The organism is Paenibacillus sp. FSL R10-2771 (genome assembly GCF_038000205.1).
In the GTDB taxonomy this organism is placed as follows: Bacteria; Bacillota; Bacilli; order Paenibacillales; family Paenibacillaceae; genus Paenibacillus_AQ; species Paenibacillus_AQ phytohabitans.
In genome coordinates this window covers 1,048,302-1,073,825 of the sequence record NZ_JBBOBM010000001.1, presented here as the reverse complement: position 1 = coordinate 1,073,825, position 25,524 = coordinate 1,048,302, and the positions used below count along the sequence as shown (strand labels likewise).

Genomic DNA, 25,524 nt, shown 5'->3' with positions numbered 1-25,524 from the left:
CCTCCTACAGCCCATCTGGGCCCTCAGCTAATCAGACGGACTGAAAATCCGCTATTTTCCCTAATCTGGAAGGTTATCTGGTTAAGCGGACTCAGATTCCGCTAATGGGCCTGTCGCAGCCCTTTTCATGCCCAAAATTTTCGCCAGCCTCTGCCCGGCAAAGAACATATACCGCGGATAATTTAGATGTTTTGGAGCAGCCGGGATACTTAATTGGATAAAACGGCTTAAATTACACCATTGAAAATACTGCTTACCAGAAAGCTAAGCTAACGGAACAATAGTTAATTCATGAGGAGGAAATAACTCTGCAAATCATAACTGAACGGCTAATCATTACTGCATTTGACCAACAAAATTACAAGAAGGTATCTGAAACATACCCTATCGGGAAGCATACCGCCGGATATTTAGCTCATCTTGAGGAAGACCCTGAACTGCTGGGCTGGGGAGTGTGGTTTGTAACATTAGCTGACAATAACCAAATTATCGGAGACATTGGATATAAAGGGAGACCGGATATAAAAGGAATTGTAGAAATCGGATATGGAATAATTCAGGACATGCATAATAAGGGGATAGCTACAGAGTCGGTGAAAGCAATTATGGAATGGGCATTCTCCTCAGGACAAGTGAAGAAAATTGTGGCAGAATGCCTTATAGATAACCTTCCTTCCATTAATGTTCTGGAGAAATTGGAAATGACCAGAGTTAGTATAAAGGATGGAATGATTCATTGGGAAATAACAAATAACCGGCATCGTTGAATTAAGGAGAAAAAAACGCCCGCCTCCAATTTCCATGGAGGCGGGCGCTGCTATGCGGCTCCGTAGGGCCGCAGGAATAATACACTTATGAAGATCAGTCCCCGCGGAACGCACGTTTCACGCGGTCAAAGAAAGATTGCTCCTGCTCATGAGTGTTCTCTCCATTATGGGAGGCGAACTGGCGGAGCAGGTCCTTCTGCTCATCACTAAGCTTGCTAGGCGTGACCACAATGACGCGGACATGCTGATCGCCGACTCCGCTGCCGCGCAGATGCGGAACACCTTTGCCTTTGAGGCGGAAGAAGGTTCCGGTCTGTGTGCCTGCAGGAATCTTGAGCTTCACTTTTTCGGTAAGGGTAGGGATTTCGATCTCGTCACCAAGCGCCGCCTGAGCGAACGTCAATGGAACCTCGCACATAATATCATCGTTCTCGCGCTCGAAGAAATCGTGATTCTTGACGCGGAAGACAATGTACAGATCTCCGGCCGGGCCGCCGCGTGTGCCGCCTTCGCCTTCACCGGTCATGCGCAGCTGTGCGCCGTCATCGACACCGGCAGGAATGCGCACATGAATCTTGCGCTGTTTCTTAACCTTGCCCTGGCCTGCACATGTTGTACATTTTTCTTTGATGATCTTGCCGGTGCCGCTGCAATGGGAGCAGGGACGGCGGTTACGCATCTGTCCAAGCGGTGTATTCTGCACGAATTCCTGCTGGCCGCTGCCGTGACATACGGAACAGGTCTCCGGCTTCGTTCCAGGTTTGGCACCGGAGCCAAAGCAGGTATCACAGGTCTCCGTACGCGGAATGGTAATATCGGTTTCTTTACCGAATACCGCTTCCTTGAATTCAATGGTCATCGTATACTGCAAATCGCCGCCGCGCTGCGGTGCATTCGGATCACGCCGTCCGCCGCCGCCGAAGAACATGTCGAAGATATCGCCAAGACCGCCGAAATCTCCGCCGCCGCCGCCAAAGCCGCCGCCCATGCCCTGGTTAGGATCAATATGTCCATATTGGTCATAACGAGCCCGCTGCTGCCCGTCACTGAGGACGTCGTAAGCTTCCTTAACCTCTTTGAACTTGGCTTCTGCATCGCCCGCTTTATTCACATCCGGATGATACTGGCGCGCCAGCTTACGGTACGCTTTCTTCACATCTTCGTCTGAAGCATCTCTACCGAGGCCCAGAACCTCATAATAATCGCGTTTATCTGCCACTGCTTTCACCTCCGTACATCGTTATTCTTCTGCCCTTAACATGGCAAGTAGAAACGGCTACGCCGTCCCGCGGGGACGGCACCGTTTCTTCGAGAAATGTAAGAAGAAATTTATGACGGGAAACCCATAAACCCTTACATTTTAAAGGGAAAGCCAAAACACGGGATGCCCCGGTTTTGACCTTCCCCTCTCACCAAATAGAAACTTATCGTTTAAGGTTACCCTTGATTCTTCTCATCGTCAACCACTTCGTAATCGGCGTCTACCACGTTGTCTTTCTTGGCATTGCCTTCAGAAGCTCCCTGGCCGCCTTCAGCGCCTTGCTCAGCTTGTGCAGCCTGTTCATACAGCTTCACTGACAACTGCTGTACGATCTCATTCAGCGCCTCTGTAGCGGCAGTGATTTCTTCCAGATTGTCGGTTTCCAGTGCAGCCTTCACTTTGTCTTTGGCTTCATTGGCTTTCTCGATTTCGGAAGCGTCGACTTTGTCAGCAAGGTCCTTGATGACTTTGTCCGTGGAGTATACGAGCTGGTCAGCGTTGTTCTTCGCTTCTACCAGTTCTTTACGCTTACGGTCTTCCTCAGCATGCAGCTCGGCATCCTTCATCATCTGTTCTACTTCAGCATCGCTCAAGCCGCTGGAAGAAGTGATAGTGATCTTCTGGCTCTTGTTGGTGCCTTTATCCGTAGCAGATACGTTAACGATACCGTTGGCATCGATGTCGAAGGTTACTTCGATCTGCGGTACGCCGCGCGGTGCCGGTGGAATCTCGTTCAGCATGAAGCGTCCCAGTGTCTTGTTGCCGTTCGCCATCTGGCGCTCACCCTGCAGTACGTGGATTTCCACGCTCGGCTGGCTGTCAGCGAAGGTCGAGAACACCTGCGATTTGCTTGTAGGGATCGTAGTGTTGCGCTCGATCATCTTCGTGAATACGCCGCCTGCAGTTTCAATACCCAGGGACAGCGGAGTTACGTCAAGCAAGACCACGTCTTTAACATCACCAGTCAGCACGCCCGCTTGAACAGCAGCACCAAGGGCTACTACTTCATCCGGGTTAACGCCTTTGTGAGGCTCTTTGCCTGTAAGCTTCTTGATCGCATCCTGTACGGCAGGAATACGTGTGGAACCGCCGACCAGCACGATTCTGTTCAGATCAGCTGGCGTCATGCCGGCATCGCTAAGCGCTTGACGGGTTGGTCCAAGCGTACGCTCTACCAGGCTTGCAGTCAGTTCGTCGAACTTGGCACGGGTCAGGTTGACCTCCAAGTGCTGTGGCACTCCGTCAACAACCGTGATGAACGGCAGCGATACAGTAGTTGTCAGTACGCCGGACAGCTCTTTTTTCGCTTTTTCCGCAGCGTCTTTCAGACGTTGTACAGCCGCTTTGTCTTTGCTCAGGTCAATGCCTTGCTCTTTCTTGAATTCAGCCACGAGATAATCCATAACCAGCTGGTCAAAATCATCCCCGCCCAGACGGTTGTCACCGCTGGTAGCTTTTACTTCGAAGAAGCCGTCGCCCAGTTCAAGGATCGATACGTCGAATGTACCGCCGCCAAGGTCATAGACAAGGATCGTCTGGTCTTCGGATTTCTCCAGACCGTAAGCAAGTGCTGCTGCCGTTGGCTCGTTGACAATACGCAGAACTTCAAGACCGGCAATTTTGCCCGCATCCTTCGTAGCCTGACGCTGGCTGTCATTAAAATATGCAGGAACCGTAATAACGGCCTGGGTTACTGTCTGGCCCAGATAGGCTTCAGCATCGGATTTCAGCTTCTGGAGAATCATCGCCGAAATTTCCTGTGCGGAGTAGTCTTTGCCGTCAATGCTTTCTTTGTGGTTCGTACCCATGTGGCGCTTAATGGAAGCGATGGTACGGTCCGGGTTCGTAATTGCCTGGCGTTTAGCTGTCTCGCCGACGATACGCTCGCCGTCTTTCTTGAAGCCTACCACCGATGGGGTTGTACGCGCGCCTTCCGGATTCGGGATAACGACGGCTTCGCCGCCTTCCATAACGGCAACGCAAGAGTTGGTGGTTCCAAGGTCAATACCGATAACTTTACTCACTGTAATTTGCCTCCTCAGACATAAGGTGAAGCCCGGGGCTTCAACCATTCATATTGTTATTGTGGTGTAACATTGTCTTCATAGAATAATGCTCACTTATATAGACAGAACTACATGCTGACTTTGACCATGGCCGGACGAAGAACTTTATCTTTCAGGAGATAGCCCTTCTGGACTTCTTCTGTCACGATGCCTTCCTCGTGCTCCTCGCTCTCCACCTGCATGATCGCCTGATGATATTCAGGGTTAAAAGGCTGTCCTACCGTTTCCATAGCTGTAAGTCCTTCAGATCTCAGCACTCCATCCAGCTGCCGGAAAATCATATTGATGCCTTTGGTGAACGCTTCGGAATCCGCGCCTGCCGGAGATGTAGCCAATGCACGCTCAAAATTGTCGAGTACCGGAAGCAATTCAGTTACGAGCTTGGAAGTCGCATATTGCGCCAGCTCTTCCTTTTCCTTCTGTGTGCGGCGGCGGAAGTTATCGAAATCAGCCTGTACACGCAGTGCGCGCGCCTGATGTTCATTCGCAAGCTCCTGCAGCCGTCCGAAATCCTCTCCACTGCCTGAAGCCGCCTCGCCGGCCTCTTCAGCCGTAAATGTGCCAGTGCCTTCTGCAGCTTCCGCCTCATCAGCAGCCTGGTTTTCATTTATGGAGGGATCATTCTGTTCATTCATTTCCTGAACCTCTTCCTCTTTCAAGTTGTCTTCACCTCCTTATCATCATTCACCGTAATCAATTACGCTCTGTTCACTTATACCAGTGTGCCAGCATCGCTGTCAAATCCCGGGACAGAATCCCCAGAATGCCCATTACGCGCGCATACTCCATCCGGGTCGGACCCAGGATGCCGATGCTCCCCAGCGCCTTGCCATCCAGCGAATAGGTAGCGGTAATCAGACTGCAGTTCGCAAAAGCATCATGCTTATTCTCTGTACCAATGCGCACTTGCATCCCTGTTCCGCCGCTTGCCGGGGTCAGCATTTTGAGCAGGGTTGGCGTCTCTTCCAGCAGATCCAGAATATTCTTCACCTTGTCGACGTCCTTGAACTCCGGCTGGGTCAGCATATTCGTTGCACCGCTGAGATAGATGCGCTGTTCATGGTCGCTTTCGAGCGCCGTGTCCAGCACCTGCATTAATTCTTCATAGTGGGAGATGTGACGCTGCATTTCCTCACCCAGCTCGGAATAGAGCTGGCTCTTCAGCTTATAGAGCGGTACATTCACCAGCTTGCTGTTCAGCAGATTGACGACCTTCTCCATCTCGGATACAGAAATATCCGGAGGAAGGTTGACGATCTTGTTCTCCACCTGTCCCGTGCTGGTAACGATAATCGCCACCGCAGTGTTGTCATCGAGCGGAAGCAGCTGAAAGTGGCGCAATGAAGTATGAAAAACCTCCGGTCCCAGCAGGATGGAAGTATAATTCGTCATATTGGAAAGAATCATTGCCGCATGTTGGATAACCTGCTCTGTCGCATTCAGCTTCTCGGCGAAAAAAGCGCGGATCGTGCCCAGTTCGGCCGTTTCGGCGGAATTCCACGGTACCAGATGGTCCACATAATAGCGGTAGCCCTTATGAGAAGGGATTCTCCCTGCCGAAGTATGAGGTTGCTCCAGGTATCCCAGGTCCTCAAGATCAGCCATTTCGTTGCGGATCGTTGCAGGACTGTAGCCTACATCGCCGCGTTTCGAGATACTGCGCGAGCCTACCGGCTCAGCGGAAAGAATATAATCATCTACGATTGCATTCAGTATCATTCTCTGGCGTTCAGTTAACATGTTATTCCCTCCTATCGGCTGTGGCTCCGATTCGTTAGCACTCTAGTCAGATGAGTGCTAACCACTAATACAAAAATACCAAACTGACCTTGGCATTGTCAAGTCAGTTTCACAAATCACAAAGCACTGGCAGATGCATTTTTTTCAAGATAAAACCATTATTTCGGATATGCCCCCGCAACCATTCATCCGCTTCATCGTCAGATAGAACAAGGGGTGATGAAATGCGCTTGATGAAACCATGGTTATTTGCCTTATCCGCCGTGATCCTATGTGTGCTGTTGCTTACGGCCTATACAGTGAAAACAACTCAGAACAAGTGTTACTTTGACGATGTGGATTATGCATCCGTCCTGCAATGGAATGGTGTCCTCTATGGCGGTGAAACGGATAGTGATCTCAGCGGACTGAGCAAAGGAAAGGCTATCGGCAAGATTACCTACAGCAAAACCGAGCATAGATGTCCCCGTAAGAAGGTGCAGGATGGAGATGCCACGAATCTGAAGACAGGTACTCAGCTCTATGAAGTGAATAGATATAAACCTTCGGCGAGAATCTGGGCGGGTGACCAGCTCTATGAGGCGTACAGCAACCCTGCAGCCAGAACCCTTAACGATCTGCTGGATGCCGAGGGCAAAATACAAACCGTCCGTTTCATCAGCGGCAATGACGGTTCAGACCTGATGGACTTTACTCCGGAGGCCAACGCCATATTTATCCGTGAATTCCCCAAGCTGGAGTACATCCCGCAAGAGGAGCTGTCCAAACAGACCAAGAGCTGGGTGGGCAATCTGTACTGGATGGAAATCGAAATGAAAGACGGGTCCACCAGAAGGATTGCCTATAATACAATGTTCCCTTCATTTCACTCTGCATATGCCACTCCGGAGCTGGCCGAGCTGATAGAGCAGCAGCGCAAGCTTATTTATGCCAGGTAACCGGTCAACCGCATGTGTGTGCAAAGCGGAATTGTTGTACGTTATACAACTTGAATGCTTAGAAGCAACAACAGCAGCACAGATCCAAATATTCACTATATAGAGTGAAGTGTAACATCCACATATCCGCGCAAAAAAACCACTCCCCCCGGAGCTTCCGATCCGTAGGCAGTGGTTTCTTATTATATAGGCTGCCGCAGAACCTATGGCCCCCGGGTTAATCCAATCTCTTCAGCACAGCAATTTCATCGCAGGCATGCTGCTTCTTGCAGTGCACACAATCAGTCCAGACCTTCTCCGGGAAAATCTCCTTCTCCACCACATCGAAGCCGTTTCTGAGGAAGAAATCCACGGCATAGGTCAAAGCCATAATCTTCGGAATTTTCTGGCGTCTGGCTTCTTCCGTCAGCTTCTCCAGAATCATCGAGCCTACGCCTTTGCCCTTGCCTTCATCCCGCAGACCAATCGAACGTACCTCTACGAGGTCGCTTCCGAGTCTGAACAAGGATCCGCAGCCGACAAATCTGCCGCCGATTTCAGCAATCACGAACTGATCGATCTGGCGGGCCAGTGCTTGCCTGGAACGGGGCAGCATAATTCCGCGCTGAGCGTATTCCTCTATCATCAGATACAGCGGCTCTACATCCTCCACTGTAGCATTTCTGCATATCACTTGCTGATCTCCCGCAGGAGAAGACTGGCGGAACATATCCGTTTTGACAAGCACTTTGACTCACCCCTCGTTGTTAATATGAATAAATATACAACAGAGTGAATTACAATTCAAGGGGTATTTTAAAATTAAACTTCTGTCAAAGCACCGACAAATTCTCCAAATACATCGTTGCCGAACAGGATTCCCTGCTTGCTCAGACGATAGGTTTCCCCCGACTGCTCCAGCAGCCCTGCCTTAAGCATTTTATGCAGCGATCCCGCAAAAATATCCTCCAGCGACTTCCCGAATTGTGAGCGGAATGCCGTATCCGACACCCCTTCGCGCATCCGCAGGCCGACCATCATGAAATCCTCCATCGCCTCCTGCTCGGAGATAGGGAAGCTGTCCAGACGGGGCAGCCCGCTGCGCGTAGCTTCATTATACGGATTAACGCCCTTGATATTCATATGCCGCTGGCGGCCCACATATCCGTGCGCCCCGGCACCGAGGCCATAATAATCCTCGTTGCGCCAGTAGGTAATATTGTGGCGGCTCTCCAGCCCCGGCTTGGCAAAATTGCTGATCTCATATTGCGTATAACCCGCAGCTTCCATGGTGGACATAAGCAGCAGATACATCGCCAGCTCATCCTCTTCATTCGGCAGGGGAAGTTTGTTCTTATTAAATAGGGTGTGGAACAGCGTGTTCTCCTCAACCTTAAGACTATAGATAGAATAGTGGGGAAGATCCAGCGCCAGCGCCTTGTCGATGCTCTCTCTCAGCATATCCACCGTCTGGTTCGGCAGGCCGAACATCAGATCCAGCGAAAGATTATCCAGCCCGGCCGCGCGGGCATTCTCCAGACTGCGGTAGACATCATCCACATCATGAATACGGCCGATTCCGCTAAGCAGCTCGTTCTGAAACGCCTGAACGCCGAAGCTCACCCGGTTGACGCCGCCTTCCTTCATTACTCTGAGCTTATCTATATCGGTAGTGCCGGGATTAGCTTCCATAGAGAACTCGATATTCTCATCCCACTGCGGGAAGTGTCTGCGGACCGATTGCAGGAAATATGCCATCTCATCCGGTTTTAGCACTGTAGGCGTACCGCCGCCGACAAAAATAGTCTTGATTACACCGGGAGGCGTGTTCTTCACGGTCAACTCCATCTCACGGTCAAGGGCATACAGATACTCCATGACCGGCTGATCCTTCAGGACATAGGAATTGAAATCACAGTAGAAGCACTTATTGGTGCAAAACGGGATATGAATATATACGGCCTCAGGGGGACGGCCATTGTTTGCTGTGTTCATAGCTGTCTCCTTTGTTCTATTTAATGTAAAAGCTATTTGCAGCCTCTGCTGCTGAAAAGTAAGAAGAAACGGCTGCGCCGCCCTGCTTAGGTCGGCACCCGTTTCTGCGAGAAATAAGCGATTGATTATTATCTTAATCCTGTTTCTCCGGGAAAAATAACATTTCCAGAAAAGGGAAGCCCTACGGCTTCCCTTGCAGGTCTATAATCCAGCTGTCAGCTCCAAGGAGCCTGCACGCTGCTACTCAATCTGAAGCACAGCCATGAACGCTTCCTGCGGCACCTCTACGCTGCCGACTTGCTTCATGCGCTTCTTACCTTCCTTCTGCTTCTCCAGCAGCTTCCGCTTACGCGAAATGTCACCGCCGTAGCATTTGGCCAGTACGTTCTTGCGCATCGCCTTAACGGTCTCGCGCGCAACCACCTTCGTGCCGACGGATGCCTGGATCGGCACCTCGAACATCTGGCGCGGGATAATGCCGCGCAGCTTCTCGCAGATGACCCGGCCGCGGTTATAAGCGCGGTCGCGGTGAACGATGAAGGACAACGCATCGACCTGCTCATTGTTGAGCAGGATATCCATCTTCACCAGATTCGACTGGCGGTATCCGGAGATCTCATAATCGTAGGAAGCATAACCCTTTGTTCCCGATTTCAGCTGATCGAAGAAGTCATATACAATCTCGGACAGCGGAATCTCATACGTAATGGTTACACGGTTCGTATCCAGATACTCCATGTTAACGAATTCGCCGCGTTTGTTCTGGCAAAGCTCCATAACTGTACCTACGAAGTCATTCGGTACAATAATTCCTGCCTTCACATATGGCTCTTCAATGAAGTCAATCGTCCCGATCTCCGGATAATGCGACGGATTGTCGATCTGAATGGTCTCACCGTTAGTCAGCTTGATGCGGTAAATAACGCTTGGTGCTGTAGTAATCAGCGGAAGATTGAACTCGCGCTCAATCCGCTCCTGAATGATCTCCATGTGCAGCAGTCCAAGGAAGCCGCAACGGAAGCCGAAGCCCAGGGCACTGGAGCTTTCCGGCTCGAAGCTAAGTGAAGCATCGTTCAGCTGCAGCTTCTCCAGCGCTTCACGCAGATCATTATAATCAGAGGTCTCAATCGGATACAGACCACAGTAGACCATCGGATTGATCTTGCGGTAGCCCGGCAGCGGTTCAGGCGTCGGATTCTTGGCATCCGTCACGGTGTCACCGACACGCGTGTCTCCTACATGCTTAATCCCGGCCACAATAAACCCTACATCGCCGATGTTCAGCTCAGGCACAATGGTCATACGCGGCATGAATGCCCCGACTTCGATAACTTCAAAGGTTTTGTCGGTTGCCATCATCTTAATCTTGGAACCGGCACGGATACTTCCGTCCATAACGCGGACATAGACGATAACGCCTTTGTACGGGTCATAGTGGGAATCGAAGATCAGAGCCTTGAGCGGTTCTTCGGAGTTGCCTGTCGGCGCCGGAACCTGCTTAACGACCTGCTCCAGAATCTCCTTAATGCCGATGCCGGCTTTGGCGGAAGCCAGAACCGCTTCGCTCGTATCCAGCCCGATTACATCCTCAATCTCCTGCTTCACCCGGTCAGGATCGGCATTCGGAAGGTCAATCTTGTTGAGCACCGGAAGAATCTCCAGATTGTTATCGAGTGCCAGATACACGTTAGCCAGGGTCTGGGCTTCAATCCCCTGTGCTGCATCCACTACCAGCAGTGCGCCTTCGCAGGCGGCAAGACTTCGGGATACCTCATATGTGAAATCGACATGCCCCGGTGTATCAATCAGATTCAGATAATAATCCTGTCCATCGTCGGCACGATAAGTCAGGCGTACAGCCTGCAGCTTAATGGTGATACCGCGTTCGCGCTCCAGGTCCATTTGATCGAGTACCTGCTCCTGCATTTCACGCGAAGTGAGCGCACCTGTATACTCCAGAATACGGTCAGCCAGTGTCGATTTGCCATGGTCTATATGTGCAATAATCGAGAAATTGCGGATTTGTTGTTGTCGTTTCTGAACGTCAGTCATTCCTTACCCCCACAGACAGCCTAATGTTAATCCTCTTATTATAACAGTACGGGCTTCACCCATCAATCCCGCCAGCTGCGGGAAAATAAAGAAACACCCGGGGCAGCCAAAAATTACAGGAGAATCCGTGAAAAAGGAACGGCTGCGCGCTCCAATTTAAGCGGCAACCGTTCCATAATGACATATTAACCTTCGAAGTCTGTCCGGCTGCACACGGACACTCCTTCACTCCTCCGATGAATCGAAGAGGGAGACTACCCAGCGGATGCTTTTCTGCGAAGCCTGCTGCAGCAGGCCTGCCGTCTTGTCCGCGAGCACATCTACGGTCGGCTTCTGTTCCCCGGGAATCAGAATCTGCTCAGGACTGAGGGTAGTGTAGTCCTTCACCTCCTGCTGCGGAAGGCTCCCCGTCCCGGCTGCTGTATCCGTACCAGCTGCAGCCGGCTGCTGCACAGGCAGCACCTTATAGGCCCCGGTAGCCGGATCAATGACAACCGGCACATATACATAGGCTTGCCCGCCCTGAGCCCTACCCGCGGCCGGAAGAGACGCAGCTCCCGCTGTGCTGCTCTGCCCTGCAGGGAGCTGTCCACCGGCCGAAGAAGTATTCCCGGCCATAGTGTTCCAGCCCGGCAGCACGCCGGAGACTCCTGAACCGCTGCCGCCGCCGAATTGCAGACCCACCAGAAGCCCGACTCCCGCCCATATCCCGACCATGACCAGCTTTTTACCGAACCGCGTCATATTCCCCGCTCCTTTTTCAAGTGAATTAGCTCAGGAAGCACCGCCTGCGGATGTCTTCGCGCTCGTGCCCTCCAGTTTGACATCGCCCTCTTCAGGCGCCGCCGCCTTCTCTGCATCCCGGCTGGCCCAGTACACATCCGCGATGGCATCTGCCAGAATATCTGCTGTCCGCTTCAACTCTTCGGCAGAATTATCGATTCCGCCTACCTCAATCAGCACGCTGTTCGGGGATAGTGTCTGGTTATACTCCCCATTATTCCCGTTTCCTGAGGATTTCCCCCATATGCCACGGGATACTCCCGGATAATTTTTCTCCAGCAGCTGATGAATCTGATTGGCGAAGGCCTCATTTTGTTTCCAATTCTTATTCGCATGCCCGAGGATGAAGTACACCTGTGCATAATTTTTACCATTGATTTCTGCTGTGGTTTTGCCATGCCGCTGCGAGTCGCGGTGGATATCGATCAGCTCACTCATTTCCTGATTGGCGGCCATCGCCGATTTCACAGTCATGCGTGAATATTTATAGGAGAAGTTCCAGTTATAATCCGGCACCTCCGTGGCGTAATCCTCTTGGGCATGGACAGTTCCTATCCCGCGGGCTTCCAGCCGCTTGGCAATATATGATCCTACCAGCATTACATTCTTGGAAGGAACCGCAGAGCTTGGATTATCGCTTGCTGCGCCAAGCAGAGGATTATAGGCCTCGCGGGGATGGGAATGATAGATTAGGATACGTTTGATCGAGGTATCCCCGGTACCGTTCTCCGCATCTCCGCTCCCCGAATAACCTTCGCTCTCACCAGGGTCTGTAACCGTACCGCTTGAATCCGGTGCAGGCGTAGCCTCCGGCTGCACAACTTCTCCGCCCGGGTTGTCCGTTTCGCCTCCGGCAGGCGGATCATTGGTCCCCGCCTCTGTGCCTGTGCCCAGGTCCGTTCCCGGATCAGCACCGGTTCCTGATTCGCCACCAGCCGCTAATTCATCGACACCGGGATGATAATCCGCAGGCGCCCCTGCCGTACCTGTCCCCCCGGAGCCTTCCCGGAGCAGGAAGGGATCATCTGCCGCAAGGCCGGGCATCTCACGCGATACCAGACTTTTGGGATCGCCCGGGTCGACGCTGGTGAGCAGCCGGAATACGAAGGAGGTAACCTTGTCGCCCGAGAATGCTGAAGGCTCCTCACCCTGCGGCAAATGCGGAACCTCCATGCCCAGCAGCTCCATGAAGAATCCGCTGGAGAGTGAAGCAGCCAAGCCCTTCATAGAGGGAATGGGTGAAGAGTTCAGCTTCTGTCCGGCCAATCCGCCGGCTCCAAGCAGCATGAAAAATACAAGTGAACCTCCGGCCAGCAGCAGCATCGTTCTCCCCAGCGACAGAACATCCAGCAGCCTTCCCCGCAGCCGGCCAATATTCCATAGCTGAAACCATTTTCTGTTCATGATTGTTATGTCCTCCTCTAAGCCCTCTGTAATCTCTCATACTCCAAATCTATGAGCGGAAGAGTAATGCTAGAACCTTAGAATGAGAGGACATAGAGAAGACCCGCAGGGCAGTGCTGCCTTGCGGCAGACTGTGCGGGCCTGTGAAGAACGGTGAAGATCAGTGCGTGTAGGCACCAACATTGCCAGGATCTACAGCTTCATGCAGTGCAGCGTTAAGTCCGCTGGCGACAATATTGGCGATCTCTTCAATAAATTCATCGATTTCCTTGGGAGTGACGATCAGGTCATGCCCCAGCGGTTCAAGCACTTCCTTAACCAGCGCCAGCCGCTCCTGCTCGGAGATATCATCCAGCAAGCCCATAATCTCTTTGGTATGGGCACCGCCGCCTTCCATCTTCCCGAAATGATTGCTCATCATCTCCAGCACGTTGTTGACGATCGTTGAGGCGTAGCAGACAGTAGGGACGCCGATAGCGATGCAGGGGACACCCAACACCTCCTTGGTCAGACCCCGCCGTTTGTTGCCGATGCCTGAACCCGGATGGATGCCGATATCGGCAATCTGGATCGTTGTATTGATTCTTTCCAGCGAACGGGAGGCCAGGGCATCAATGGCTATAATCACATCCGGCTTCGTACGGTCTACAATCCCCTGCACAACCTCACTGGACTCAATACCTGTCAGGCCGAGCACACCAGGGGCAATCGCACTCACATTCCGGTAGCCGGGCGAGACCTGATCAGGAACCAGCTCATAGAACTGCCGGGTAATCAGCGAATTCTCCACGACCAGCGGCCCAAGAGAGTCCGGAGTTACATTCCAGTTGCCGAGCCCTACAATGAGTACGGAGGAGTTACGGTTAATGCCGATCCTGTCCAGAAAATGCTCAAATTCACGGGCAAACACAGTGGAAACCTTCTGCTGCAGGCCGGTATCCCCTCCGCGCAGTGCCGGAACCTCCAGCGTTACGTAGTTGCCGATGGCCCGTCCGATCGCCTGGGAACCGGCATTGTCTGCTACAGCAAGCCGGGTAACCTTGATGCCATCTGCTTCCTGCACCTCTTCATTGACGCCGGGAATGGGCGCATTGGACCGCGCTTGAGCCATTTCCTTTGCTTCCACTGCCAAATCCGTACGTACCGAATACAGCTGAAGATCCAGTTCCATTATTAGTTCAGCCTCCTTAAGCATATTGCCGATAGTGTGCGAGAGAAAGCCGCTGTTTATACAATCCCCGGTGCTATAATTCAAAAGCTTTTAGTGTTGCTTTTTGCTACCCTTCATGCTAAACTATTTTAAGTTGTGAATCATATGATGATTTCGAATGTCTTCCAGGAGGTGAATGCAATGCCAAATATCAAATCCGCGGTTAAACGCGTCAAGACGATCGAGAAACGCCGTGCACTGAACGCTTCCCAGAAGTCCGCGCTTCGTACAGCTGTGAAAACTGCTGATGTAGCACTGACAGGTACGGAAGTGGAAACTGCTCACGCTGCTTTCCAAGCTGCTTCCAAAAAGCTGGACAAGGCTGTAACTAAAGGCCTGGTTCATAAAAATGCGGCTGCCCGCAAAAAATCCCGCTTGGCTAAGAAATTGAACGCTCTGAAGGCTCAAGCTTAAGCCACGGGCGACAATCATAACGAGCACTTGAAGAACCTGACCGCTATGCTGCATACGGTTAGGTTTTTTTGTGCTCTTTTTCTTATGCCGGAATAGCCCAAGAGCCTGCCCACCCGCATGGATGCGGAGCGGACAGGCTCTTAGGCTACGCTAACCTGTACCTGATTACACGCCAAGGCGAAGCATAAACATCTCCAGCCCCAGCACTTTATCGATTGCACCTGTCTTCATCTGATAATCAAGATCGGCCAGTATGCTGAGAATCTGCCGCAGACGCTGGCTGCCGAACTTATGGGCCTGCTCTCCCGCAAGCTTGACCGCATACGGATGCAGCCCGAGCTGGGAGGCAATCTGCCCTTGCGAATAGCTCAGACCGGACAGATCCTTGACCTGCAGTATGATCCTGAACTGCCGCGCAATCAGTGCAGCGATCTTGATCGGCTCCTCCCGCTGCTTCAGCAGCTCATAGAGCGTATTCAGTGCCTTATCGAGGCGCAGATTCGCGATATCCTCCACCAGCGTAAATATGTTCTGCTCCGTGCCGCGGTGGACCAGACTCTCTACTGCCGCAGCATCCACCTTACCGCCAGTACCGGCGAACAGGCACAGCTTGTCCATCTCTGCGGACAGGCCCTGCAGCCCGGTTCCGGCACTTGCAATGAGCACCTCAGCTGTGCCCGGAGCAGCCGTACAGCCGCGGTCGCGGAAGCCCTTTTCCACCCAGCGCAGCAGCTCCTCCGCACCCAGCGGATTGAAGGCTAAGACGGTGCCGGAGGCCTTGGCTGTTTTGACGATTTTTTTGCGTTCATCCAGCTTATCGTTGTTCACCATAAATACAATCACGCTGAATTCAGCAGGATGCTGCATATAATCGCTTAGCAGCTCTACACGGTGTTCTATCTTGCCGTTCTCCTTGCCTGCAGTGAACAGGGCGGCATCCCGCACCAGCAGCAGCTTGCGCTCTACCATAAACGGAACCGTCTCTGCTTCTTCTATGACGGCCTGCACCGGCGTTTCGGAGAGATCGAAGGGAATCACCGCGAAGTCACGGTCCTCTTTGGCTATCAGGTGTTCCTCCAGCATGGCCGTGAATTCATTCATCCGGAATTTCTCGCTGCCATACAGTACATACAGCGGTGAAATTTTCCCCTGTTTGATGTCTTTGGCCGCCGTTTTGGCATCCATCCCGCCACTTCCTTTTCCATTTCATTGCCTGGTTGCGTACAACGTACAACACATACATTCATACATTTTAACAAAAAAACGCCTGCAAATATAGGCAAAAACGGAGCAACCTCGGCAGCCAGGGCCAAAGTTGCTCCGTTTCAGCGGCGCATCTATATAAACGACGGAGAGGGAAGCTCTAGAAACTTACCATCCGGCGGTCATACCGATGATACTCGCAAATCCTGTAATTCCTGTCCTCATACCCTAGCATATTCCGCAGGTGCTTAAAAAGTTCCAGTTCACGATTATTTATTGGACGTTGCCGCGTCCGGAGTAATCACCGGGCTGGACTGCGGGGAAGCGGAAGCTGATGGAGCAACGGAAGGAACCGGTGCTGATGTCTCTCCCGGAACCGTGTATGTCTTCGTTGCCTGCGTACCATCCTGCAGCTGTGTTACATAGGTGAACTGGCTGCTATCCTCCGACCACACGCCGGAGACCCAGGTCCCTTCCATGGGCAGAGAATTCAGCGCAACCCGTTCTCCCTCTGCACTGCCTGCAGGAGCGCTGTAGATTACAACCTGCTGTCCGGCCAGCTCAGCCGTATAACGGCCGTCCGGGGATGGCCATGAAGGCTGGGAAGCTACCAGAGCAGGCAACAGACCCATTGCTCCAGGCTCCGGTGCTGCGGAAGGCTGCAATGCACCCTCCTCGGGAGCTGCCATATCAGCCATTGCATCCTCCTGGGCCGTGCCCATGAATATCTGGCTCTGGGCAGCCGGATCAGCGGCAAGGTCATCATTCCCGCTGCTGCTCTTCCGGGAATTCTCTGCCGGCGGTGCTGTGGCATTGCGTTTGGCGGAAGGGGCTTGCGTTGCCGGAGGCTCCTTGGCCGGAGCCGGACCTGCGTCCGCTCCGTCAGCATTGTCTGCAACATCCGCACTATCCCCGGCAGCAGGCCCTGTACTGTTCAGAGGAGTACCTTCTTCAGCATTCGGCTCCGCCGTGGCTTGCTCTGAGAAGAAGATCTCAGCGCCGCCGTCAGTGCTGTTGTTCTGTCCTGCATCCGCCGGAGCTGCATTGTCTGCGGCTCCCGTCATCATCTTAGAGGAAGCTTCACTTCCTGCTGCATTATACGCCTGATCCATATCCGCACCCGGCATGCTCTCCGGCATGTTGAAGACGGCGAATAACAGAATCACCGCTGCCGCAGCAGCACCGATGCCTGTCCGTGTTGCGATTGAAGCGCCCTTGGGCTTCTTGCCGCGGGTGCTTTGGCGTGTAAAGGGAACAATCTTGGGATCTTCAGATCCCACCATAACAGGCTCCTCCCGGACGCCGCGGTCCAGCTCTTCAAGCTGCGGCAGGATAGAGTCGACCAGACTGAAGGGAGGCTTCACATCCGGCAGCTCCTCCAGTTGCCGGGAGAGCATCGTCAGCCGGTCAAAGACTTCCGCGCAGGAAGGACAATCGTCGATATGACGGAACATTTCAAGCATTTCTTCCTGACTGAGATCATGATCTAAATAGCGGTGCATCCATTCCATCACCTCCGCGCACTTCATCCTGACACACCACCTTTCTGATACTCCTGAAGTCTATTCTGCAGCTGTGCCCGGGCCCTGAACAGATAGGATTTCACCGTGTTCAAAGGCAGATCCAGACAGTCTGCAATCTCGTTGTAAGAAAAATCCTGTAAATACCGGAGTACAATCACCGTCCGGTGATGTTCAGGAAGCTGATCGATCGCCTCGCGGATATCCTCCGCCAGGTAACCCGACATCACTTCACGCTCTACGTTATGTTTATTATCCTGGAACACCATTTCGTGCTCATCGATAGAAACAGTAGGCTTCGTTCTCCGGAACTTGTCAATACAGATGTTCGTCACGATCCGCTGAACCCATGTTTTGAACTGGGCCTTCTCCTCATAGGAGCCAATCTTGGTATACACCCTGATTAATGCCTCTTGAGATGCATCCAGAGCATCCTGTTCATTATGCAGAATGTAGAAGGCTGTCTTGTACACATGTCCTTCAATTTCTCGCAATAGGGTGATTAGAGCGTCGCGATCGCCCGCTTGAGCGGCTCTGATGAGTCCCTGCTCCACCACGAAGGTTCCCCCTCTCTATGCAATCTTACTGACGCGCAAGACTGCGAATTTGTTGCAAGCCTGTAATCAATATTTTTGGAATACCAAACTTGGATAATAACGCCATAAGGAAGACCAGGTTTCCGTTTTCTGCGGCTGCCGCAGACCGGTCCATAATCCTTACTAAGCATACAGGGGATGCTTCAATCATTCAAATACTCTTTTATAGAAGTTTGTTACAAAAATGACATGAAAAGCAGGCAGCCCCGCACGTTAACCCCCTGCGAATGAAGACTGCCCTATAATTTATAAAGTGTAGCTGCGCATAGCAGGAGGACGGCATAATTCTCCCTGGAATCATCATCAAGCACATATACTTCCCCCTGCGTAAAAAGTTGCGGGTGATTATAGTTCCGGTGCAGCTTATAAAAAGCCCCTATAGTCACCCTGCAGCCGTGTACAGCGGAGCGGATTTCTATATACTCCGCCTCTTCCATATTCAAAGTGGGATACAGCTTGCTGCGAATATCGTCGCCTGGCATAGCATCACCTTTCAGGAAAGCTCATCAATTTCGGCAGGCGCTTCAGCACCCCAATCCTAGTTGTAAGTATTGCCCTGATCGGCCCTTTTCCATCATTTACACATCCGGGAAATCAGGCAGACAAAAAAATGCCCTGCCCAATAGAGGCAAGACATTTCACATGGTATAAAGCTTCAGATCCGCGAACGGCTCTGCCAGCTTACAGACCTTGGATCTCTTTGAATTTCGCCACATACTGTGCAGCCAATTCTGTGACCTGGTCATAACGGCCTTCTTTGGCCGGTGCAGTCAGGTTGCCCCCGATGCCGACAGCGATACAGCCGTTCTTGATCCACTTCTCCATATTGTTCAGATCCACGCCGCCGGTAGGCATAATGTTCACATGCGGCATCGGGCCCTTAACTGCCTTGACATAGTCCGGTCCGAACGCACTGCCAGGGAACAGCTTCAGCACATCCACGCCCAGCTTCAGGGCTTCCTTCATTTCATTCAGCGTCATGCAGCCCGGCATATAAGGAATGCCGTAAAGATTACACATCTTGGCGGTATCTTCTTCAAAAGAAGGGCTGACCACAAATTCCGAACCGGCCAGAATAGCGATTCTTGCGGTAAGCGGGTCGAGCACTGTACCTGCACCGATCACAGCGCGGCTTCCATATTCGGCAACGAGGCGCTTGATCGCCACATCTGCATCCGGAGTCGTGAAGGTGACTTCAATGTTGTTCAGTCCGCCTTCAATACAGGCTGCCGACATTTTATAAGCATCATCGGCATTATCCGCGCGGATAACGGCTACAACGCCAACAGACGTGATGTTCTGCAATACTTTGATTTTCTTCATTTAGAAACTTCCTCTCTGGGTACATTCTGATAAGAATATTTATTTAGATAAACTAATTTATCTAATTTACTAACACCAGGCTTTATCCTTCTAAGAAAATAGTAATAATATTGTTGCCATCAGTCAATATATATTTATGTGAACAACGGAAATACACTTTAAATAAACGCATAAAAAGCTTATATATCAAGGATTTACGACTTAAGTTACGCAACTTCCTAATAAAATAAGGCCGCTGAATGAGCAAAGCTATATTGTACAAAACCGTTTTATGTGATAATTTCAATTTATATTCGATCCCACAGCTTTATACGGGGTTCATGCTGAACCTTTGCTTATGCTTACCAAACATTTCGAGTACGCTTCCGTAGCGAGTTTTGCGAAGTGAATTCAGGAAGCCTTATGCTATCAAAACTTAAGCGTACGCTTCCGTAGCGAGTTTTGCGAAGTGAATTCAGGAAGCCTTATGCTATCAAAACTTTTAGGAGGAACTATTAATGAGTAAACAGCTGGATGCAGTCACATTCGGGGAGCCTATGGCCATGTTCTACGCCAATGAAGCCGGCCCCTTGCATGAGGTTACTTCTTTCTCGAAAGCGCTGGCAGGTGCGGAGAGCAATGTGGCCACCGGATTGTCACGCCTGGAGCACCTGACCGGTTATGTGACCAAGCTTGGCGAAGACAACTTCGGCCAATTCATCGTTGGTGCGCTGAATAAAGAGAAAATTAATACGGACAGCATTACAACGACCAAGGAGTTCTCCACCGGCATGCTGATCAAATCCAAAGTGCTGACCGGAGATCCTAAGGTTGAATATTTCCGCAAAAATTCCGCCGCCTCCAAGCTGAGCCTGGCTGACTTCAATGAGGATTATTTCGCTTCTGCAGGTCATTTGCATGTCACCAGTATCTCTTCCGCCCTCTCGGCTTCCTGCCATGAGTTCTCGCTGCATGCCATGGAATTCATGAAGCAGCGCGGCAAAACCGTCTCGCTCGACCCGAATCTGCGCCCGACCCTCTGGCCGGACACAGAAACCATGGTCAATACAATCAATGACCTGGCGACCCGCTGCGACTGGTTCCTGCCGGGACACGGTGAAGGCAAAATCCTGACCGGCCTTGATACTCCGGAAGAGATTGCCGGTTTCTATCTGGAACGCGGCGTATCCCTTGTTGTCATCAAGCTCGGTCCTGAAGGTGCTTATTACAAAACGTCCGCCGGTGAAGAAGGTTATGTGGACGGCTTCAAGGTGGAGCAGGTTGTGGATACAGTCGGCGCCGGAGACGGCTTCGCCGTTGGCGTAATCAGCGCCATGCTGGAGAAGCTGAGCGTAGCCGAAGCTGTGAAGCGCGGCAATGCAATCGGCGCGCTCGCAGTGATGTCCCCTGGCGATATGGACGGACTTCCAACCCGTGACGGGCTGGAGAAATTCATGAACGCTGGCGTGTAAACGGCTTCCCGCAGCTGCCGGGAACGTCTGATCCAAAAAAGTGCGATTCAGCAAACAGCATATGAAATCTTATATTTTGAAATAAGGAGCGTCATAATAAGCCACCCGGCTTATTATGACGCTCCTTTTCGTGCAGAACTTTATATAAACCGTTTTATTTCTTCAGCACCGGCGGCCGGACCGACTGGCCCTGCTGCAGCGAAGGCGGAAAACGGTAGGTAATCGGCACGGAGCCGTCCGCATCGTTGATCAGGGAGAGCATAATCTTCGCAGCCTGCATGCCCATCTCATAAGCCGGCTGGCGGATCGTAGTGATGTCCGGATTATAGATCCGGGCGAATTCGGCATCGTCAATCCCAATGACGGACAGCTGGCCGGGAATGGCAATGGCATTACGGTTCGCGTACTTAAGGATCTCCCCTAGTACAAGATCATTGGCGGCGATCAGCGCCGTCGGCGGCTGGGGAAGCCGTAGCAGCTCATCCAGCGCAATGGCGATTTCATCCCGCGGCACACTGCGCATATAGGCATCCTGCAGCGGCAGGCCAGCTTCCTCCATCGCTTTTTTGTAACCGCTCATCCGCTCTTTGCGCGGGGTAATAGCATTCAGGCCAAGCGGCAGTGACAATATGGCGACCGCCTCATGTCCGTGTTTGGTCAGCTCCTTGACCGCAGTCTTCACCGCCATCTCGTTATCGAGCAGCAGGCTCTGGGTCGAGATCCCGTCTACCAGCCGGTCCATGAAGACCAGCGGGTATTCCGCTTCAATCAGCCTAATGTATGGCGCAGGCAGATCGCCGGTCGGGAAAATAATCAGACCGTCCACCTGGCGGGCGACCAGCGTCTCCACATAAGTATTCTCCTTGTCCGCATTCTCGTCAGCGTTGCAGATAATGACCTGAATTCCGTGGCGCTGCAGCTCATTCTCAATCGCCCGGATACACTGGATGGACAACGAATAATCAATATTGGCCACAATAATACCCACCATATGCGTACGGTTCTGCTTCAGGCTGCGGGCCAGTCCATTCGGCTGGTAGTTCAGCTCATCGATAACCTCAGCGATACGCTGTCTGGTCGCCTCACTCATATATTTGAACCGTTTATTCAAAAATTGCGAAACCGTGCTTTTCGATACGCCCGCTTTCTGGGCCACATCCTCTATGGTCAGCTTTTTCATTTACCCCGCCCCACTCTTCTATATAGAACCAAACCCGGTTGTTACGTTACCGCTAAGATTACTAGTGATAAACGGAGAAAAACTTTACTTTCTGATATTACCAAAAAGTATAGCTTTTTTTTAGTAAATTATCTAGAGGGATGGAGCTAAGGGCGCGGAATTTGGAAATATGAGGTGTCGAGGGTTAGGGAAAGTGATTCCGAATTGGGCGGATAGTGCCGGGGCATTAGCGGCGGGCAGGCGATAGTAGAGGGTACTAAAAACACAGCCAGCACGATAGGCTCGGACTGAGATGCGCTTATTTTCTCAAAAAACATCATTTCGCCTTGCTTGCGGACTCCAGTGCTCTTATTCACTGTAAATCACCTGAAAACTGCGCGATTTGGAAACAATAAGCGCACTCCAGTCCGCAAGAGTGGTCAAATGTGCCAAATAGAGATAATAAGCGCTTTACAGTCCGTAAGGGGCAGGAGTTTGGCAGGAAACCGCAGAATGTGCGAAGCTGGGGATTTGGGAGCAAAAAGAAGAGGTCCCCCGTAATCTCACCGGGTTTCCTCCTGCATCTCCTCGCATGCGTCAGCTCCGGAGCCCCGGGAAGCATCAGCCGACATCTAAGGCAGCACCAAGCTCCAACTCGCGCAATCCGGAACACCTGCTACGATAGTGAAGCAATGTAACATGAATCTGTTCATCACTCAGCATCGTTGAGTTTTATCATTATTAAACCCTGATGCTCAATTTCCTTTTTGGCTGTGTAACTCACTGTCCTTTCAACATACTCAGCCATTCGGAATCGGAATACCACTTCCGGCCGAGGAGGAACACTACTTCCGCTTTACGTTTTGTCCCGTTCACTTCATAAGTAGCCGTCTGCTGCTGCCCCTGAATGTCCATGCCGATCTTGCTGACCACGTCCTGAATTCCGCCTGTTGCCATGTCGTATAGCCGGCCATGGACGTCGTAACCGTTATGACTATTGTCGCTATAATAGACGAGCAGCATATCATCATTCACTTTATCGATTGCAAGATAAGATCTGTATTCGAAGTGTTCATTCTTCAAAGTAAACAGATCAACTGGCGTAACGGTCTCACCGGCTGCGGCCGCAGTTACGTTAACGGCTGAGAGTTTTACCGGGGTTCTGATTCCGCCCTTGCCTAACGTATATGTGCTGCTGGTCATAACCACATGATCGCCGCCGGCAAAGATTACGCCCAATTCATAATAGGTCTGCGAACCTCCCGCATACAGCGGAAAGGAATAGATCCGCTTAGACGTAGCCTCCGATAGCTCCGGCTGCCCTTTTGGAGACAGATACAAGGTGTACGGCTCAGTAGGATGTGTGTATTTAGGCTTACTGTAATTTACCATCGGGGGTGGAGGCGACCATACAATCCCGGCATTCGTTTCTACGGCACGCGCAAGTCCTTTATTTCTGTTTAAAGGAAGGGGCATGTAGTACTTCATCCCGCCTATCTCAAATTCAGCAGAGCCAATCGGCGGATTGTAAGATTGCGGCGATGAGGAAGAAGTAGCTGCAGGTGATGCCGAAGGCTGAATTGCCGCTGCACCAGAACTTTGATTGAAGATCGCCGCCAGCTGCCCCATCGGATTGCCGTCCCCCCATTGTCCGAACGGCCATAGGAGCACTCCGAACAGCAAGACCGCTGCCAGTCCGCCAAGCCCTGCTATACGCCCGAACCGCAGACTGCGTTTTCCCGCAGAACGCTCCTCGGCAGCCTGTTCAATCTTGGCCATCAGCTGCGGTGTAAAGCCCGGCTCGGCCAGCGGGTTGCGTCCTGCTTTGCCATACCAATCCTGCGTTCCGCTCATTACTTGTACTTGTTCGTCCCCGTATTCCTTCTTCACAGGTCTTCCTCCTTTATCGCCGTTCTCACTTTATTTCTGGCCCGGCCGAGCCGGGATTTGACAGTCCCCTGCGCGATGCCGAGCAGAGCGGACATCTCGGCCACCGATAAGTCCTGCTGAATATCCAGCACCAGCACCTCTCTGTACTTATCCGGCAGCTCCATAATGATCTCCCAGATGCGGTTCGCATATTGATTGCCGATGGCTTCCTTCTCTGCGGACAAGGCTGCTTCTCCGGTATCCTCCCGGTCGCCAAGCGGAGCGAATCTGCGCCAGAAGCTGTTCCGCCTCCAGCTGAACGCGGTGTTGCGCGTGATGGTCAGCAGCCAGGTTTTCAAGGTGGCCTGGCCCCGGTACTTGCCGACACTCTTATATGCCTTAAGGAATACCTCCTGGCTGATATCACTTGCCTGCTCCCGGCTGCGGGTTAAGAAAAAAGCATAGTTCCACACATCCGAACCGTAAGTCTCCATCATTTCCCGCAGGGTTATGGACGGAGCGATGGTCACGCTATAAGGCATCTCTCTACTTTGCATGCTTCACTCTCCCCTCTCGCCCAATAAGACTCCGCAGATCCGAAACGGTTCCCAGTAAACCCCATATTCATGTCAAAAATTATTTGCGAATAAGAGATGCACACGATTCTCCTTAAATTTACGTTAAAAAAATTATTTTTTACGTTGTTTTTTACGTTTTTTATCGTAGATTCCTATGGAATGGATGATTATAATAACAGTGCCGGAAGCGATATACTGCGGCAGCACGATAAAGCGGGGGATTCTTTTGAAGACTAAAAAAGTAACGATCACACATATCGCCCAGGCCATGGGCCTCTCACCTGTATCAATCAGCCGGGCACTCAGCAATCAACCCGGAATCAGCGACGAGCTGAAGGCAGCCATTGTACGGAAAGCAGCGGAAATGGGCTATATTAAGCCCAAAAAGCATACGCCTGCCCGAATTCTGGTGCTGCACCAGAAGCCCTATTCGCATGATAACAGCAATTTCAGCTACATGGTACAAGGGATTGAGCTCGCTTTGCAGAAGGCGGAGACCGATTACAGCATCGAGTTTCTGGATAAGGAGAATCAGAATAAGCTGATCCTGCCTTACCGCCTGAGCCGGGGGTTCAAGTTCGACGGGGTTATCCTGATCGGCAGGTTTAATCTGGAATATGCCTCTTTTATCCATGAGCAGATTCCGAATCTGATTTTCTATACCGGTTATTCACCGGCCTATGATTACGACAGTGTATGGTTCAGTTTCCTGGGCGCGGGCTATAAGCAGTGCAAATATCTGCTGGACCGGGGGCACCGCCGGATTGGTTTCATTGGAGATCCCAGTGCTTACCGCAACAAGGAAAAGAAAACCGGCATCACCTCTGCATTGGAAGAGCACGGGGTGCCTGTGGATGATGAGCTTTTTCTGGGGCGGGATGAAACTCTTCATCTGAGACTGTCCGGCCTTATTGCGGACGGCCTGCTGCCCAGTGCTTTCATCTGTGATCATGATTTCACTGCGGTTGAACTGCTTCGCGAGCTGCAGGAGCAGAACATCAAAGTGCCCGGAGAGGTGTCGGTGCTCAGCAGCGGCAATACCGAGGTCTCGGCCTTCTCGCTGCCCGCTTTGACCACGATGGATCTGAATATCGAATATTCATGCCGTACGGTTGTTGCCACACTGCTGAAACGGATCGCTGAGCCCGGCAAGCCTGCTGAGAACATCGCCATTCTCAGCACACTGGTGGAGCGGGACTCCGTGCGGGAGCTGTGA

General features: G+C 51.8%; 24 protein-coding genes. 5 read left to right on the top strand and 19 right to left on the bottom strand.

What is annotated here, in order from left to right:
- Positions 1-287 precede the first annotated feature (287 nt).
- Complete coding sequence (locus tag NSU14_RS04575; protein WP_083705586.1) at positions 288-767, top strand: GNAT family N-acetyltransferase; 480 nt, start codon at positions 288-290, stop codon at positions 765-767.
- Positions 768-861: 94 nt separating this feature from the next.
- Here the strand turns inward: NSU14_RS04575 and dnaJ are convergent, their stop codons facing one another.
- From dnaJ to hrcA, 4 genes are all read right to left on the bottom strand, one after another.
- The gene (gene dnaJ / locus NSU14_RS04570; RefSeq protein ID WP_042139464.1) at positions 862-1,986 is read right to left on the bottom strand and encodes a molecular chaperone DnaJ; all 1,125 of its coding nucleotides are present in this window, start codon (positions 1,984-1,986) and stop codon (positions 862-864) included.
- 218 nt (positions 1,987-2,204) lie between these two features.
- Complete coding sequence (dnaK, locus tag NSU14_RS04565) at positions 2,205-4,052, bottom strand: molecular chaperone DnaK (protein WP_042139465.1); 1,848 nt, start codon at positions 4,050-4,052, stop codon at positions 2,205-2,207.
- 110 nt (positions 4,053-4,162) lie between these two features.
- Entirely contained in the window at positions 4,163-4,729 is a 567-nt protein-coding gene (gene grpE, locus NSU14_RS04560) for a nucleotide exchange factor GrpE (protein WP_144026116.1), read from the bottom strand.
- Between the two features lie 73 nt (positions 4,730-4,802).
- On the bottom strand, positions 4,803-5,834 hold the full coding sequence (hrcA, locus tag NSU14_RS04555; RefSeq protein ID WP_039309603.1) for a heat-inducible transcriptional repressor HrcA: 1,032 nt from the start codon (positions 5,832-5,834) through the stop codon (positions 4,803-4,805).
- Between the two features lie 233 nt (positions 5,835-6,067).
- Here hrcA and NSU14_RS04550 point away from each other — a divergent pair, with 233 nt between their 5' ends.
- On the top strand, positions 6,068-6,772 hold the full coding sequence (locus tag NSU14_RS04550; RefSeq protein ID WP_179093539.1) for a hypothetical protein: 705 nt from the start codon (positions 6,068-6,070) through the stop codon (positions 6,770-6,772).
- A gap of 217 nt (positions 6,773-6,989) precedes the next feature.
- Here NSU14_RS04550 and NSU14_RS04545 read toward each other — a convergent pair whose 3' ends face one another.
- From NSU14_RS04545 to gpr, 6 genes are all read right to left on the bottom strand, one after another.
- Entirely contained in the window at positions 6,990-7,481 is a 492-nt protein-coding gene (locus NSU14_RS04545; protein WP_042141548.1) for an N-acetyltransferase, read from the bottom strand.
- Positions 7,482-7,573: 92 nt separating this feature from the next.
- Complete coding sequence (gene hemW, locus NSU14_RS04540) at positions 7,574-8,746, bottom strand: radical SAM family heme chaperone HemW (protein ID WP_042139467.1); 1,173 nt, start codon at positions 8,744-8,746, stop codon at positions 7,574-7,576.
- 240 nt (positions 8,747-8,986) lie between these two features.
- Positions 8,987-10,798 carry a translation elongation factor 4 gene (gene lepA / locus NSU14_RS04535; protein WP_042216867.1) on the bottom strand — a complete coding sequence of 604 codons (1,812 nt, stop codon included), beginning with the start codon at positions 10,796-10,798 and terminating at the stop codon, positions 8,987-8,989.
- Between the two features lie 225 nt (positions 10,799-11,023).
- Positions 11,024-11,542 carry a hypothetical protein gene (locus tag NSU14_RS04530; RefSeq protein WP_076245060.1) on the bottom strand — a complete coding sequence of 173 codons (519 nt, stop codon included), beginning with the start codon at positions 11,540-11,542 and terminating at the stop codon, positions 11,024-11,026.
- 30 nt (positions 11,543-11,572) lie between these two features.
- On the bottom strand, positions 11,573-12,985 hold the full coding sequence (locus tag NSU14_RS04525; RefSeq protein ID WP_076245063.1) for a stage II sporulation protein P: 1,413 nt from the start codon (positions 12,983-12,985) through the stop codon (positions 11,573-11,575).
- A gap of 160 nt (positions 12,986-13,145) precedes the next feature.
- Positions 13,146-14,156, bottom strand: coding sequence for a GPR endopeptidase (gpr, locus tag NSU14_RS04520; RefSeq protein ID WP_042139471.1), 1,011 nt, complete (start codon positions 14,154-14,156; stop codon positions 13,146-13,148).
- Between the two features lie 180 nt (positions 14,157-14,336).
- Here gpr and rpsT point away from each other — a divergent pair, with 180 nt between their 5' ends.
- Entirely contained in the window at positions 14,337-14,609 is a 273-nt protein-coding gene (rpsT, locus tag NSU14_RS04515) for a 30S ribosomal protein S20 (protein ID WP_039309591.1), read from the top strand.
- 165 nt (positions 14,610-14,774) lie between these two features.
- Here rpsT and holA read toward each other — a convergent pair whose 3' ends face one another.
- The 6 genes from holA to NSU14_RS04485 all read right to left on the bottom strand — a co-directional run bounded on the left by holA (position 14,775) and on the right by NSU14_RS04485 (position 19,251).
- Positions 14,775-15,794 (bottom strand): DNA polymerase III subunit delta, encoded by a 1,020-nt coding sequence (holA, locus tag NSU14_RS04510; RefSeq protein WP_340943165.1) that lies wholly within the window; start codon positions 15,792-15,794, stop codon positions 14,775-14,777.
- A 287-nt stretch (positions 15,795-16,081) separates the two neighbouring features.
- The gene (locus tag NSU14_RS04505; protein WP_340943163.1) at positions 16,082-17,341 is read right to left on the bottom strand and encodes a zf-HC2 domain-containing protein; all 1,260 of its coding nucleotides are present in this window, start codon (positions 17,339-17,341) and stop codon (positions 16,082-16,084) included.
- Complete coding sequence (locus NSU14_RS04500; protein WP_039309588.1) at positions 17,338-17,889, bottom strand: RNA polymerase sigma factor; 552 nt, start codon at positions 17,887-17,889, stop codon at positions 17,338-17,340. The genes NSU14_RS04505 and NSU14_RS04500 overlap by 4 nt, the downstream gene beginning before the upstream one ends.
- 25 nt (positions 17,890-17,914) lie before the next feature.
- On the bottom strand, positions 17,915-18,079 hold the full coding sequence (locus tag NSU14_RS04495; RefSeq protein WP_179093540.1) for a hypothetical protein: 165 nt from the start codon (positions 18,077-18,079) through the stop codon (positions 17,915-17,917).
- Between the two features lie 88 nt (positions 18,080-18,167).
- Positions 18,168-18,410, bottom strand: coding sequence for a hypothetical protein (locus NSU14_RS04490; RefSeq protein WP_042139474.1), 243 nt, complete (start codon positions 18,408-18,410; stop codon positions 18,168-18,170).
- A gap of 199 nt (positions 18,411-18,609) precedes the next feature.
- Complete coding sequence (locus tag NSU14_RS04485; RefSeq protein ID WP_042139475.1) at positions 18,610-19,251, bottom strand: bifunctional 2-keto-4-hydroxyglutarate aldolase/2-keto-3-deoxy-6-phosphogluconate aldolase; 642 nt, start codon at positions 19,249-19,251, stop codon at positions 18,610-18,612.
- A 497-nt stretch (positions 19,252-19,748) separates the two neighbouring features.
- On the opposite strand from NSU14_RS04485, the gene NSU14_RS04480 reads away from it, so the two are divergent.
- Positions 19,749-20,702, top strand: a complete 954-nt coding sequence (locus NSU14_RS04480) for a sugar kinase (RefSeq protein ID WP_042139476.1) — start codon at positions 19,749-19,751, stop codon at positions 20,700-20,702.
- Positions 20,703-20,856: 154 nt separating this feature from the next.
- Here the strand turns inward: NSU14_RS04480 and NSU14_RS04475 are convergent, their stop codons facing one another.
- The 3 genes from NSU14_RS04475 to NSU14_RS04465 form a co-directional block, all read right to left on the bottom strand.
- On the bottom strand, positions 20,857-21,882 hold the full coding sequence (locus tag NSU14_RS04475; RefSeq protein ID WP_336103152.1) for a LacI family DNA-binding transcriptional regulator: 1,026 nt from the start codon (positions 21,880-21,882) through the stop codon (positions 20,857-20,859).
- Between the two features lie 759 nt (positions 21,883-22,641).
- Positions 22,642-23,751 carry a hypothetical protein gene (locus tag NSU14_RS04470; protein ID WP_340943155.1) on the bottom strand — a complete coding sequence of 370 codons (1,110 nt, stop codon included), beginning with the start codon at positions 23,749-23,751 and terminating at the stop codon, positions 22,642-22,644.
- On the bottom strand, positions 23,748-24,287 hold the full coding sequence (locus tag NSU14_RS04465) for an RNA polymerase sigma factor (protein ID WP_042139479.1): 540 nt from the start codon (positions 24,285-24,287) through the stop codon (positions 23,748-23,750). Before NSU14_RS04465 ends, NSU14_RS04470 begins: the two co-directional genes overlap by 4 nt.
- Before the next feature lie 247 nt (positions 24,288-24,534).
- Between NSU14_RS04465 and NSU14_RS04460 the strand changes: the two genes are divergently transcribed.
- On the top strand, positions 24,535-25,524 hold the full coding sequence (locus NSU14_RS04460) for a LacI family DNA-binding transcriptional regulator (protein ID WP_336103149.1): 990 nt from the start codon (positions 24,535-24,537) through the stop codon (positions 25,522-25,524).